The sequence below is a fragment of the Glaciecola sp. MF2-115 genome (genome assembly GCF_047250385.1).
Classification (GTDB): domain Bacteria; phylum Pseudomonadota; class Gammaproteobacteria; order Enterobacterales; family Alteromonadaceae; genus Glaciecola.
The window spans coordinates 26455-40490 of record NZ_JBLBVM010000039.1; the positions used below are offsets into that span (position 1 = coordinate 26455).

Genomic DNA, 14036 nt, shown 5'->3' on the forward strand with positions numbered 1-14036 from the left:
TAAGATGGTTGCATCCGGTCTTTTGTCTTATTTGTTGTGTCTAGCCTTTAGAATGTCTATCGCGTCGTTTAATGACATATTACTGGCCTGCAACAATACAATCAGATGATAAAGCAAGTCCGCTGATTCATTTTTAAGTTCTTCTTTATCATGGACAACAGCCGCAAGTGCTGTTTCTACACCTTCCTCACCTACTTTTTGAGCGATTCGTTTGATGCCTTTGCTGTATAATTCAGCGGTGTAGCTGGTGGATGGGTCTGCATCTTTACGCAGAGCTAAGGTTTGCTCTAACTCCGCGATGAAAGTCATGGTGGGTACTTCACTGTTAAACCAGCAAGTGCTTGCTCCTGTGTGGCAGGTTGGACCGTTTGGTTTAACTAGAATTAGCAAGGAGTCTTGATCACAATCTGCTGATATATCAACTAAATCAAGTGTGTTACCTGAGGTTTCGCCTTTCATCCACAAGCGCTGCTTTGATCGACTGTAAAAAGTGACTTTTTTAGTCTCTAGCGTTTTAGCTAGTGACTCTTGGTTCATATAGCCTTGCATCAATACGCGGCCAGAATGTGCATCTTGTACAACGGCTGGAATTAAATCCTGCATCTTTTCCCAAGCTAATTGCCCAGCAGTTTCTTTAGTGATTTTCATTTTATTTCCTATTGAGTCAATGCGCTTTAGCTGCGCATCTCTATTCCTTGGGTCGATAGCCAAGCTTTTAATTCGGGAATGTCGATAATTGCTTTGTGAAATACTGAAGCGGCTAGGGCACCATCGACATCAGCTTGCTTATACACATCGGCAAAGTGCTGCATTTCACCGGCACCACCTGAGGCAATGAGAGGCACGTTGCAAACATCTCTCACTGCGGCAAGTTGTGCTATGTCATACCCTTTGCGCACACCATCTTGATTCATACAGTTCAAGACAATTTCGCCGGCACCGCGTGCTTGTACTTCTTTTACCCAATCAATTGTTTGCCACGCTGTCTTTTGCGTGCGAGTTTCATCACCAGTGAATTGATAAACTTCGTATTGACCTGTTTCCTCGTTGAAGAAACTGTCGACTCCGATAACGACGCATTGCTGACCAAAAGTATCATGTAACTCTTTTATTAATTCAGGATTAGTTAATGCCGGACTGTTTATCGAAATTTTATCGGCGCCCATTTCAAGAATCTTCCCGGCATCTTCAACTGATTTTATGCCGCCAGCGACGCAAAAAGGAATATCAATCACTTGTGCAATTTTAGTCACCCAACTTTTATCAACCACGCGTTGATCACTGGAGGCTGTAATATCATAAAACACGAGTTCATCGGCACCCGCTTCAGCGTAACGCTTTGCAAGTGGAACTATGTCGCCAATAATTTCGTGATTACGAAACTTAACCCCTTTAACAACAACGCCATCTTTTACGTCGAGGCAGGGGATGATTCTTCTTGCTAGCATTGAACTGCCTTTATAATTCTTTACGTTATGAAAATATAGTCATTCGAAAATAAATGAAAAAAGTACTAATTAACTTTCACTAACCAATTGTGTTTGTCTTCTGCTTTGCCCCATTGAATATCATTCAATGCTTGGCGTAACTTCATTGTCGTAGGGCCGGCTTCTCCTGAGCCTACGCGATGTTCTTTACCATTGTGAATAAAGGTGCCTACTGGAGTTAACACTGCTGCTGTGCCGGATAGGGCGGCTTCAACACCAGGTTTAGATGCTCTTTCAAGTAATTCTTCAACCGTGATATTGCGCTCGCTGACGGTCATGCCCAGATCTGCAGCGATGGTTAAAACTGAATTTCGAGTCACGCCATGTAGAAAGCTCGTATCGAGTGCTTTTGTAATGACTTCGTTTCCATCAATTAATATGAAGTTAGCGGCACCTGTTTCTTGTACGTCCCCATTAGGACAAAACAGTATTTGGTCTGCCTGTACATCAGCTCGAGCTGCAAGTATAGGACCTAAAGCACTTGCGTAGTTACCACCACTTTTGATCATACCCATGTGCGGAGCACAACGCATACCCCTTTCATCCAGCAATAGACGTAATGGTTTGGCACCACCAGAGAAATAATCACCCACTGGAGATAAGAGTACGTACAACATGGAAGTAAGTGAGGGCGCAGCCGCTTTGCCAATTGAAGCTTCAGTTCCGATGTGTGTAGGGCGAATATACATTGAACCAGGAGGCTCAGGCACGTCATCAGCATATTGAGCAACGATATCGAGGATCATGTTTTCAACTTGCTTGGTATCAATTTTAGGAAGGTTCAAAAGTTTTGAACTTTGTTCAAAGCGATTGATATTTTGATCCATTCTAAAAATATAAATACCACCATCAGCATGACGAAAAGCTTTTAAGCCTTCGAAACAAGTACTCGAGTAATGCAATACATGAGCACCAGGGTGCATTTGAATGCTACCAGCCGAAACGTTTTGGGTGTCGCTCCACTCGTTATTTTCATATTTAGCCAATGCCATTTGTGGCATAAAAACGGTTCCGAACACAGCCATGAAGAGTTCCTAATATTTGTTGTTGGCATACATTGCCAAATTATTTTGACCTTAAGCGATGGGAATTTGCACCAGCGCTTCGCAATGCCATCATTTTACGTAATATTTAGCTTTGAACAATAGCGATAAGCTGATTGTGAGGTATTTATTAGCCTTACATCAAATAATGGGCGATCAATATCAACTTATTGTTTGCTTATTTCGCCCTTTGCTTATTTCGCCCAGCATTCTATTGCTTGCTTGACGGTGAACTTACCTTCAAGCAGGGCTCTACCAAGAATTACGCCAGCCACTTTTGTTGGTTTGAGTACTTCGATATCATCCAAGCTACCAATGCCGCCTGATGCTTGCCATTGTATATTCGGGAAGAGAGCTGCGACTTCTTGATACAAGCTGTCGTTCGCTCCCTGCAATGTGCCGTCGCGGCTGATGTCGGTGCATAATACGTGCTTCAAACCAACTTTAGAGTACCGCTCTATTAGTTCTTCAATTGATACTCCAGAGTCCTGTTGCCAACCGTGAGTTGCAACGAACTTATTACCTTGTTCATCAATATTGATGTCGAGAGCAAGAACAATATGCTCGGGACCAAATTCACTCATCCATTGTTCTACAACTTCTGGCTGAGTCACCGCCAATGAGCCAATCACAACTCTCTCAACACCCGCTTGCAATAAACCTTCAACATCAGATTTAGAACGCACGCCGCCGCCACATTGAAACTTCATACGTTGAGTGGCAACCATACTGGAGATGAGTGAAAGTTGACGCTTATCTGTGTCTTTTGCACCGGTTAGATCAACGATATGTAGCCACTGAGCACCATCGTCAGCGTACTGATGAACCACGTCAATTGGGTCAAGTTTGTATTCAGTTGTTTGTTCATAATCGCCTTGATACAAACGAACTACTTTACCTTCGATTAAGTCGATAGCGGGGATGATCATTTTGTTTCCTTACAACTGAATAAAGTTTTTGAGTAATTGAGCGCCAGCATCACTGGAGCGCTCAGGGTGAAATTGCACACCAAAAAAGTTGTCTTTATGAATGGCGGCTGAAAAAGTCATTCCGATATCGGCTTTGATCTGTTCTGCATCTAGTTGATTAGCGCCATTTGGTGCAGCTTTTCCTGAAGCGTAATGGCAGGTTGCTAAAGTATGTTCATATTCTTCAATAGCAAAACTGTGCACGAAGTAAAAATGTTCTCCATCAGGAATTCCTGCAAATAAGGGGTTTTCATATTTACTAGTGACTCTGTTCCAGCCCATGTGTGGTAAACGTAAATTGCCCACTTGCATGCGTTTAACTCGCCCTGGAATGAGACCTAAGGTGTTGGTTAAGTCAGTTTTACCGAATTCACCTTCCTCTGAGTCCGTCACCATGAGTTGCATTCCCAAACACACACCCAGAGTCGGTTGTGTCAATGAACGTAGGCAATCAGATAGTGCCTTTCTATTTATGCTGCTCATAGCGGCTGGAGCGCTGCCTACACCTGGGAGTAGGACACGATTTGCTTTAGCTATTACTTGCACATCATCGGATACATCAACTTGCACGCCAAGGCGCTCAAACGCAAACTTTACCGAAGATATATTTGCGCAGCCTGTGTTTACAATTACCAAGGAACTCGACATTTAAAGGGCCCCTTTAGTACTCGGTAGCGCATCACCTTGTTTCGCAATTGCTTGGCGTAATGCTCGGCCAAACACTTTAAATAAACTCTCTACTTGATGGTGAGCGTTACCTTCTGTTGTAGACAAGTGGAGCGATAAGCCCATGGTTTGCGCAATCGAATAGAAAAAGTGAGGAACCATTTCAGTTGCCATATCACCTACAGAGTCTCGGCTAAATTCCGCATCAAATTTCAGGTGTGGTCGATTTGAGATATCCATGATGCATTCAGCTCGACATTCATCCATCGGCAAAGCAAATCCAAAGCGAGCAATACCGCGCTTGTCGCCCAACGCTTTTTTCAAGCATTCGCCTAAAGCAAGGGCTGTATCTTCAACACTGTGATGGTCATCAATATGAAGATCCCCATCGACGCTAACGTTAAGGTAAAAACCACCGTGGGTCGCTATCTGATCGAGCATGTGATCGAAGAAGCCCAAACCAGTGTGAATCTCTGGTTTCTGCGAACTATCTAAATTTACTTTTACTTTGATATCAGTTTCGGATGTTGTTCTGACAACTTCTGCCGTGCGCTCGCTTATGGTTAGTTGTCTTGTAATCATTGGCCAATTATTATTGACTGGGTCGTACTTTATCCCCTTAATACCCATGTTTTCTGCAAGTTGAATATCGGTATCACGGTCTCCAATAACGAAAGAACGGGTAAAGTCGACTTTGCCAGCTTGTAAGTAATCTTTCACCAAACCTAATTTAGGCTTTCTGCAAGTGCAATTATCAGCGTCAAAGTGAGGGCAGATAAGCACGTCGTCAAAAACGACGCCTTGGCTCGAAAAAATATTCATCATAGCGTTGTGAGCTAAGTCGAAATCTGCTGTTGGGAAACTGTCAGTTCCTAAGCCATCCTGATTCGATACCATCACCAACCGGAAACCGGCGGCTTGAAGTTTTAGCAGTTCTGGGATGACATTGGGTTCGAAGACTAATTTTTCTAAACTATCTAGCTGTTTATCTACAGGCGGCTCTTCTACTAAGGTTCCGTCACGATCAATGAAAAGTATAGGTAGTTGACTCATATTATTTACTTCCAAGGGCATAAAATGCCTTAATTAATGCTAGTAATTGTTTGTTTTGTTCTGGGCTGCCGATACTAATTCTCAGGCAATTGTCTAGTTTAATCTGTTTAGATTGATCACGGATTAACATTTTATTCTCAACAAGGAAGGCCATTAGCTCAGACTTCCTTGGTGTTTTAAATAAAACGAAGTTCGCGTTGATATCGCCGACAACTTGAATATCGCCTAGCTCGCTTAATTCTGCTCGTAAGGTGACTAATTCGTTTTTCAGAATGAGCACGTCCTTCTGCATTTTCGTAATACCGTCGCTTGCCAACGCTTTACTCGCAATTTGAGCGACGGGCGCCGGTATAGGGTAGGGCGCAATCACTTTCAACAGTGTTTGAATGATGTCAGGAGACGCTAAGGTAAAGCCGCATCGCAATCCTGCAAGACCAAATGCTTTCGATAAAGTACGAAGAATAACTAAATTATCGTATTGTGCTAGCAAATCGCTTCGTGTCTGTTCAATATCAAATTCGATGTAGGCTTCGTCTACCACCACAAGGGCTTGGTCTTTGAAAGCTTCTAAAACACTTACGATATCCTCTTTTGAGACGCTTGTGCCGGTGGGGTTATTTGGAGAGCAAATAAACACGGCTTTTACTTTCCCAACATATTGGATTATGTCTCTCACATTGAGTGTGAAATCGTCGTTTAACAATGAGCGCTCAACGCCTACATTGAAGGTTTGAGCACTTATCGCGTACATACCATAAGTTGGTGGGCAGATTAAGATACTGTCTCTTCCAGCTTCACAGAATGCGCGGATAATTAATTCAATGCCTTCATCTGCACCTCTTGTGACCAAAGTTTGAGACGACTCAAGGCCTGAATATTTCGCATAGGATTTTATGACTGTATCGGGCTGACAATCGGGGTATCGATTGAAAACTGAAGAGTCAACTTCGTACTCTCCTGCGAACGGTGACTCGTTAGCATTTAACCAAACTTGCTTTGAATCTGCGCCTGAGCCTGCAAATAGGCGTCGAGCAGACTCATAGGGAGTTAACGCATTAACGTGGCCAACGGTCAACTCGGACAACCAATCGTGTCCATTCATGACTTCTGTAGAAATTTTGGATTCTGATGAGCTCATGATGGCTCTCCATCTGAATCAGTCGATGATCTATCGACATAAACACGAGTATCCGCTTTTTCAGAATCAGTGTCGTCAGATGACATGGTAGGCAAATCTAAGCCTGTTAATCTCACTTTTACTGCACTGCTGTGCGCGTCAAGACCTTCAGCCTCAGCTAAGTCCATGATGGCATCACCGATATTCTCTAAGCCTTCACGTGACAGTTCTTGCACAGTATAACGGCGCATGAAGTCGAGAAGTCCGAGGCTGGAGTAATTTCGAGCATAACCATAAGTCGGTAAAACGTGGTTTGTACCACTCGCATAATCGCCTGCAGATTCAGGTGAGTAGGCGCCAACAAAAATTGAACCAGCATGCTTAATACTAGGCAATAAATCACGAGCATCGTCAGTTTGAATAATCAAATGCTCAGGTGCATAGGCATTGCTTACTAATACCGACTGCTCAATACTGTCAGTGAGAATGTAACGACTATTATCGACGGCTTTACTGGCAATATCTCGGCGCGAGAGCTGGGCTAGTTGTAACACAAGTTGTTGTTGCACTTTCGCTATCAAGCTTCGATCGTTACTCACTAAAACTGCTTGTGAATCGGCACCGTGTTCTGCTTGTGAGAGTAAATCTGCTGCCACAAAACCAGCATCTGCATTGCTATCAGCGATGACCAAAACTTCAGATGGACCTGCGGGCATATCGATGGCTGCGCCACCAATTGCTTGGCTTACCTGTTGCTTCGCTTCGGTAACAAAACTATTGCCAGGGCCAAAAATCTTATCCACTTTTGGGATCGTTTCTGTTCCAAAAGCCATTGCGGCAATGGCTTGCGCGCCGCCGCAAAGATATATCTGTTTAATCCCACAAATTTTAGCGGCGTAAGCTATTTCCGGCGCAATCGTTCCTTGTGGTGATGGCGGAGTACATAAAATGGCTAAGTCGCAACCTGCTACTTGTGCTGAAACGCCTAACATTAACACTGTTGAAGGAAGTGGGGCGCTGCCGCCCGGTATGTATAAACCTACTTTTTCTAATGCTGCGTGTTTCTGTTCGCATATTACGCCAGGCGCTGTTTCAATACGAATATCACTGGGCATTTGAGCTTCGTGGAATGTCTTGATATTGCTATATGCAAGATCAATTGCACTTTTCACTTTAGGCTTTAACTTACTTTCGGCAGTATCAATATACTCTGTGTCTAAACGTAAATTTGCTAGTTCAGCACCATCAAATTGCTTTGTATAGTCAAGTATGGCTGAATCTTTATTTTCACGCACTCTACTTATGATCTTCGTTACTGTATCACGCAGCATACTGCTGTCTTTCATCGCTGGGCGCAACAAAGCATCTGCTTGCTGCTGCTCACTTAATTTGCCCCACTCAATTATTGATTGCGACGACATCGTAATTACCCCATCATTTTTTCAATTGGCATAACGAGAATTGAGCTACAGCCCAACGACTTTAACTTTTCCATGGTTTCCCAGAACAAGGTTTCGGTGCTGACCACGTGAATTGCAACTGACTCCTCATTTCCTGCAAGCGGCAGAACGGTCGGATTTTCAGCACCAGGAAGCAAGCTTTTAACTTGTTCTAAATAGGCTTTTGGTGCGTGTAACATAATGTACTTGCTTTCTTTTGCCTGTATCACGCCATCGACACGAGGTAACAAACGATTGACCAATGCTTGTTTTTCGTCGCTGAGGGCCTGTGCTTTCTGAATTAATACCGCTTTAGATTTGAATATAACTTCCTGCTCGCGTAAGCCATTGGCTTCAAGGGTTGCACCTGTTGATACAAGGTCACATATAGCATCTGCAACGCCTGCGCGTGGAGCAACTTCAACTGAACCTGTTAGCATTACCGCTTTTGCATCAATGTTTTTTTCTTTGAAGTAACGCTCCAATAGGTAAGGGTAAGTTGTAGCTACTTTTGTTCCATTCAATGAGTTTACGTCTTCATATTTCATTTCATTCGGAATGGCGATGGACAGCCTGCATCCCCCATAATCTAAGCGGCGTAATGTTTTAAAATCTGCAGGGCGGGATGATGCTTCGCGTTCAAGCATTTTCTCTTCTAATTCGTTTTCGCCAATAAAACCTAAATCGACAACGCCGTCCATCACTAGCCCAGGGATATCGTCATCACGAACCAAAAGTAAATCAATTGGCTGGTTGGTGGAATGGGCGATAAGCAAGCGATCTCTAATTTGAAGTTTTATACCAATTGCTTTCAACAACGCGATGCTGTCGTCACTCAATCGGCCTTTCTTTTGTACTGCAATTTTTAATCTTTTTGAATCGCTCATTTCTAGTTCCTTTATTTGCTTACGCTTAATTTTTACTTGTTGATTTATTGATAATAAGGGCTTGCAAAAATGCACCAGCGTCATTACCAATTAGCTTAATCTAATACCCGTTTCAGCTCAGAGAGATCGATTTAATTTTTATGAAGTAAAAATCAAACAAAAAACCCCCGAAAGTTTCCTCTCGAGGGCTTCAAATTTCTTATACGCCATGGAAAGGAAACAATACCCTTCCAGCACGAACCTGAAAGGTTATGCGTTCATATGGTGATGATGGCTGAAATTTGTAATAGTCATTTTCGTCCGAATTTTATGTCGAATTGTCTAAGTGGGGGAATGTTATCCAAATTAAAGTCTATAATCAACAGCTAAGCCACCAGAAATACACTTTGTTTAATATAACCTATGTTATTTCTTTATATGTGGTCGTTTTGTTCGAGATTTAATACTTTATATTCAATACTTAGCGCAGAAACAAATAGCGCAGAAACAAATTCTACTCTTTGCTTATTTCCCAAGACTGTAATTCTGGCGTCGCCTCTAACAGTTCTTTCTCAAGTAAGCTTGGTTCGATGTTAGCCCCTCTAAAACGATGGATACTGGCCTGTACATTTTTTCTAAACACTTTTGTTTCGTTCCATAGCTGATAGAAAGTTTCTTTTTCTTGGTCTGATTGCCCATTTTTTACTTCACTTGCCGCAAGCATGGGCCCTAATGCCTTATAACCTTGTTGTAACCTTTCGCTTTGTTGCTTTTCAAATTGAGCTAGGAATTCTGTCTTAGGTGTGGTTGTAGTTGTTTGATTACTTTCCTTTTTATTCCATTTGGAAAACTCCGCAATATAGGTGTCCATTTCTACGCTATCCGCACTTTGCCAAATGGTCATTGTGCCAATATTCACTAGAGTGTTCGTAGTCGGGTCTACAATCATTACAGTGGGGGTTGCGAAGTAAGTTGGGTAACCTACTAAATTTGTTATCTCGCGTCGGTCTTCTAAATAGCCCACATCTATAAATTGAGTCACATAGCGTTCTTCTAAGATAGATTGCATCTCATCAGTAGAGAAACGTTCAGACAAACCAACACTATCATGACACCACTGTGCTCCAAGTACGATCAAAGCATATTTATCTTCGGCCTTTGCTCTCTCTAACGCGGCTTCAACTTGTAACTTTGGTGCTTTAGATGGAGTGTAAACGTATTCAGGTAACACTGACTTTGCATCACCCGAATATGCGGTTGCTGCGGGCAGCATGATGATACAAAAGGTAAGGATTATCGCATTGATCAATGTATTGTTGCGTGTTTGAGTATAAGAGTTCATTTCTTTACTATTATGATAATTATTATGTGGTTACGATATCACTTTTTATGATTTGAAACATTCTGATACGAGAGTTTTGAGTAAAAAAATGAAATTCAGTTTATAATGGCCTTTCAACATGAGGTATTTGAGTGAATCCATTTTCAAAAGTAAATTCGAAATTTAAACAAGCGATTAGAGATAAAGCGATACAACGCGCCGAAACTCGCATTATCTTAGCGAAGAAGAAACCAGAAGACTTTACTGGCGATGAACTCGAAGTCATCGTACAGGAAGAAGAAGCTAAAATTTACTCAACCATCAAAGAGAAGGGTGTGTTGGCGGTACTTGCTGTTCTTGGTATTGGGATTTTCGGATAGCTTATGAATAAACTCATTAATATTATTCTTTCTGGCCTGTTATGGCGCAAATACAAGTTCTTTATCTTAAGTCTGATTGTACTCATTGCCTTCATCTTCGTCGTGGGTCAAGTTCATCAAGATTACCTTCGATACAACGAACTACAGGATACTCCAACTAATATCGGCCTTTCCTTTGCTGTAAAATGGCTAATATGGGCGGGAAGTATCATTCTGTTTTTGGTCGCCAACCATTACTTCAACCAGCACAAACGAAAACAGAAAGAGTTAGCATCAGAACAATCAAATAGCGCTTTAAGTAAGTTGCTAAAATGGAAGTCTCGAATAAGTTCATCAGATACTACAAGCTCAAATGATTCATCGAAAACTCAGCGTAAAGCTAGTGGTGCAGAGCATGATAGAGCTGAAAAGTCTAATGTTAGTGAGAGTGATCCTTTCGCTGCCATTCGGAAAAAAGAGAAACTGCGCAGTTATGCTGATGTGGTAATTGAAAAAAAGCCAGATAAACCTACTTAAATTTTTTAATCGTACTGCATATCGATATGCATGATCCCATCTTCGTCATATGGTTCGCTATAGGCACTAAAACCAAGCTTATTATAAAAATCCTGCAAATATTCTTGTGCACCTATTTGAATGGGATAAGCGGGCCAATATTGTTTGCAAAGGACAATAGCCTCAATCATTAATAAAGTTGCCAAACCTTGACTACGAGCGTCTTTAGTGACAGCAACTCTTCCAATACTCGAACCAGTATATGATACACCGGGTGCAAGACATCTAGCGTAGGCAATAACTTGATTGTTTGCAGCATCTTGCGCTAAAAGCGTGTTGCTTTCAGATATTATATGCAAGGTACTTGAGTCTGTATCTTTGTCATCCAAATCAGGGTAAACACAATTTTGCTCAACAACAAAAACGTCTGATCTTAGCTTCAATGCATTATAAAGTAATACATTTGATAGCTCACAAAATCGATAATGATGAAATACAGGGTTCACACTATTCTTGGATGGATTCAAACTCTTAAACCTAAACTAAAAACTTAAGCTTACTCTAGCTGAAGTGCAGAACTAATTCTACTGTTCAATAATGGCAGAAAACGAAGGTACAAAAAAAGAAAAAACTAAGGAAGAAAACTCATGTTGCATAAATTTGGAACATACATGCTCCCGCGTATTAGCTTAAATTCGTACATCTTCTAAAATCAGTTTAAGTACCTTATATGCTGCTGCGTGCTGCAAAGTGCAGATATTATTATCTATTAACTTTGTGACAACTGGTACAACTGCCAGATACTTTCCCGGCAAAAAAGTAGCGAGGTTGCTGTAATGATGCAGCTGTGCGAGCTTTGTCAATTCGCGCTATTAAATCTTGCATATAAGTTTCCATAAAGGGGTGGTTTGCACCGGCATTTCCACTTTTCAGTTTAGATGCAATTGCGCCCATGTTTTTCAGGGCCAAGAGAACCTCTTCTCTTTGCACTTCAAGCTCCTCTGGAGTTTCACCAAAGGGTTTAATCAGCGCAAGCTCTAACAAGCTCATCTGCAGCGCCAATTTATCCATATCGGAGCGCAGAACCGATTGCTCCGTGTACTTAAAGTCCGGCGCGTAAGTGACTTTGCGCACAGAAGCTGCAAATTGACTACTGCAACCAACCAAGACTGTCGCACAAGTTACTGTAATTAATATTATTTTATTGAACGACATTCTTAATTTATACATTGGATGAAACTCCATTTGAGAAAACTGAAATTGAATTTACAGGGCCTGCTCTGTTTTTTGAATCATGATGTATAATTCATCTTTAAGTTGTAGTCGGCGCTTTTTAAGTGTTTCTATATATTCATCATCAACTGGTGAGTTCTTCTTTTCCAGTTGATGCACTTCATCCTCAACATCATGATATGCGTTAAACATCTTTACAAAATGCGCATCGTGCATCTTTAGGTGACGAATAGTATGATGATGGTCAGGAAATTCGTTTAATAATGTGTGCTTTTCTGTTTGCATAATAATTACCTTAGTTGACTTTTTCTAAGAACATTCTAGGCAATCAGCACTTTTATTTATTGATCTGAATCATCTATTCCACTGACGAGTAGTTGCTTTACAGTAAAGGTTGCCAAATAGACTGTGTTTTCACTGGCTCAGCATGCTCAGCAACCGCGCCATTAGCTACTTTCTCAATTGCATCGGCAATGGCGTTAATTTCAAGTTCACTCATACATGGATGCAAGCTCACTCTTACCCAGCCTGGTTTTAGATTTTGAAACTCATCATCCAACTGATCTGTAATGCTTTTTGACATACAGTAATCTATATCCAAGAGGTGATGACCATAAGTTCCTGCACAAGCACAACCACCACGAGTTTCAACGTGAAAATCATTACTCAGGCGTTGAACAGCTGTTTTATAGTCAACATTTTCAAAAACGATAGAGAAAATACTAAGCCGATGTTTGTGATTGGCTGATAGAATGCGGACGCCATCTATTTTATCTAATCGATTAAACATAATAGTGTTCAGATACTGCTCACGCTCAAAGATATTTTTCGTACCCATTTCTTCTTTGAGTTGCACAGCCATTGCTGTTTTTAATGTTTGGAGAATACCAGGTGTACCGCCACTTTCTCTTTGTTCAATATTAGCAATAAAACGATGCTCTCCCCATGGATTGGTCCACAGTACAGTGCCTCCGCCAGGTTGCTCAGGAATTTTGTTTTGATACAAGGATTTATTGAAAACGAGCACTCCCGATGAGCCAGGACCACCGAGGAATTTATGGGGTGAGAAGAAAATAGCATCAAGCCACTCTTCGTCATTTGGGTGCATATCGATGTCGACATAAGGAGCTGATGCAGCAAAATCGACAAAGCAAAATGCGCCTTCATCATGCATCATTTTAGCTATTTTACGATATGGCGTTTCGATACCAGTGACATTTGAAGCCGCTGTAATGGAGGCCATTTTCACTTTTCGATCTTTTTCTTTAATTAAATCTTTCGCTAACCATTCAAGGTCAATTTCATCGCCTTTTAGCGCAGGAATAATTCTAAGTTCAACTAGGCTTTCAATCCACATTGTATGATTGCTGTGGTGTTCACGATGCGTTATGTAAACTAAAGGTTTTTGGCTCATGTTTTTGATAACAAGTGCTCTATGTTGTTCATGACACCACCAACCCATCATGCGAATTAACTTAGCTAAAGCACCAGTCATTCCGCTACCAACGTTCAAAAGTATATCTTCGCTGGATGCATTAACGTGTTTTTTTATGACCTGCTCAGCCTCATGCAACCAAGTTGTCATGACTCTGCCAGTGTAGCTGTCTTCTGTATGGGTGTTAGCCATTAAGCCACCAACCATTTTGGATAGACGATCTTCAATGGGTTTAAATAAACGACCACTCGCGGTCCAGTCAGCATAAATGCGATTTTTGTATTCTGGGTCAACAACGACTTGGCTTGCTATCTGTTCCCAAAATTCATTGTTTGGGGAATTGTGATTGTATGACCCTAACGTTTGTTCCGCATTATTCATTTTGTAAAAAACCAGTTTTTATGCATGCGTAAATAATATAGCGAAACACATAGAATAAGGTTCTTTTGTTTAGCTTACTTGCTGTGTTTTGGAGATAATAATTCCATATAATTGTTTATTCTTAGATAATTAAACCTTAATTGCAGTTTAAA

The 14036-nt window shown here is 41.4% G+C and carries 16 protein-coding genes; 2 read left to right on the forward strand and 14 right to left on the reverse strand.

Annotated elements, in window-relative coordinates:
- Positions 1-27: 27 nt before the first annotated feature.
- The 10 genes from hisIE to ACKLNX_RS03495 form a co-directional block, all read right to left on the reverse strand.
- Complete coding sequence (gene hisIE / locus ACKLNX_RS03450) at positions 28-648, reverse strand: bifunctional phosphoribosyl-AMP cyclohydrolase/phosphoribosyl-ATP diphosphatase HisIE (RefSeq protein ID WP_411695445.1); 621 nt, start codon at positions 646-648, stop codon at positions 28-30.
- 26 nt (positions 649-674) lie between these two features.
- Positions 675-1448, reverse strand: a complete 774-nt coding sequence (hisF, locus tag ACKLNX_RS03455; RefSeq protein WP_412971226.1) for an imidazole glycerol phosphate synthase subunit HisF — start codon at positions 1446-1448, stop codon at positions 675-677.
- Positions 1449-1513: 65 nt separating this feature from the next.
- On the reverse strand, positions 1514-2512 hold the full coding sequence (locus ACKLNX_RS03460; protein ID WP_412971227.1) for a branched-chain amino acid aminotransferase: 999 nt from the start codon (positions 2510-2512) through the stop codon (positions 1514-1516).
- 212 nt (positions 2513-2724) lie between these two features.
- A complete protein-coding gene (gene hisA, locus ACKLNX_RS03465; protein WP_411695442.1) occupies positions 2725-3459 on the reverse strand; it encodes a 1-(5-phosphoribosyl)-5-[(5-phosphoribosylamino)methylideneamino]imidazole-4-carboxamide isomerase in 735 nt (244 codons plus the stop codon).
- A gap of 9 nt (positions 3460-3468) precedes the next feature.
- Complete coding sequence (hisH, locus tag ACKLNX_RS03470) at positions 3469-4146, reverse strand: imidazole glycerol phosphate synthase subunit HisH (protein ID WP_412971228.1); 678 nt, start codon at positions 4144-4146, stop codon at positions 3469-3471.
- Positions 4147-5217 (reverse strand): bifunctional histidinol-phosphatase/imidazoleglycerol-phosphate dehydratase HisB, encoded by a 1071-nt coding sequence (gene hisB / locus ACKLNX_RS03475; protein ID WP_412971229.1) that lies wholly within the window; start codon positions 5215-5217, stop codon positions 4147-4149.
- Between the two features lies 1 nt (position 5218).
- A complete protein-coding gene (gene hisC / locus ACKLNX_RS03480; protein WP_411695471.1) occupies positions 5219-6319 on the reverse strand; it encodes a histidinol-phosphate transaminase in 1101 nt (366 codons plus the stop codon).
- A gap of 32 nt (positions 6320-6351) precedes the next feature.
- Positions 6352-7755 (reverse strand): histidinol dehydrogenase, encoded by a 1404-nt coding sequence (hisD, locus tag ACKLNX_RS03485; protein WP_412971230.1) that lies wholly within the window; start codon positions 7753-7755, stop codon positions 6352-6354.
- 5 nt (positions 7756-7760) lie between these two features.
- On the reverse strand, positions 7761-8660 hold the full coding sequence (gene hisG / locus ACKLNX_RS03490) for an ATP phosphoribosyltransferase (RefSeq protein WP_412971231.1): 900 nt from the start codon (positions 8658-8660) through the stop codon (positions 7761-7763).
- A 493-nt stretch (positions 8661-9153) separates the two neighbouring features.
- Positions 9154-9981 (reverse strand): thioredoxin family protein, encoded by an 828-nt coding sequence (locus tag ACKLNX_RS03495; protein WP_412971232.1) that lies wholly within the window; start codon positions 9979-9981, stop codon positions 9154-9156.
- 131 nt (positions 9982-10112) lie between these two features.
- On the opposite strand from ACKLNX_RS03495, the gene ACKLNX_RS03500 reads away from it, so the two are divergent.
- Positions 10113-10340: a hypothetical protein gene (locus ACKLNX_RS03500; protein WP_411695436.1), complete on the forward strand. Its 228-nt coding sequence runs from the start codon at positions 10113-10115 to the stop codon at positions 10338-10340.
- A gap of 3 nt (positions 10341-10343) precedes the next feature.
- Entirely contained in the window at positions 10344-10856 is a 513-nt protein-coding gene (locus tag ACKLNX_RS03505) for a hypothetical protein (RefSeq protein ID WP_412971233.1), read from the forward strand.
- Between the two features lie 5 nt (positions 10857-10861).
- On the opposite strand, the gene ACKLNX_RS03510 is transcribed toward ACKLNX_RS03505, so the two are convergent.
- The 4 genes from ACKLNX_RS03510 to ACKLNX_RS03525 form a co-directional block, all read right to left on the reverse strand.
- Positions 10862-11362, reverse strand: a complete 501-nt coding sequence (locus tag ACKLNX_RS03510) for a GNAT family N-acetyltransferase (protein ID WP_412971234.1) — start codon at positions 11360-11362, stop codon at positions 10862-10864.
- Between the two features lie 235 nt (positions 11363-11597).
- On the reverse strand, positions 11598-12065 hold the full coding sequence (locus tag ACKLNX_RS03515; protein ID WP_412971235.1) for a hypothetical protein: 468 nt from the start codon (positions 12063-12065) through the stop codon (positions 11598-11600).
- 36 nt (positions 12066-12101) lie between these two features.
- Complete coding sequence (locus ACKLNX_RS03520) at positions 12102-12353, reverse strand: YdcH family protein (protein WP_412971236.1); 252 nt, start codon at positions 12351-12353, stop codon at positions 12102-12104.
- A 97-nt stretch (positions 12354-12450) separates the two neighbouring features.
- Positions 12451-13884 (reverse strand): aminotransferase class V-fold PLP-dependent enzyme, encoded by a 1434-nt coding sequence (locus ACKLNX_RS03525; RefSeq protein WP_412971237.1) that lies wholly within the window; start codon positions 13882-13884, stop codon positions 12451-12453.
- Positions 13885-14036: the final 152 nt, after the last annotated feature.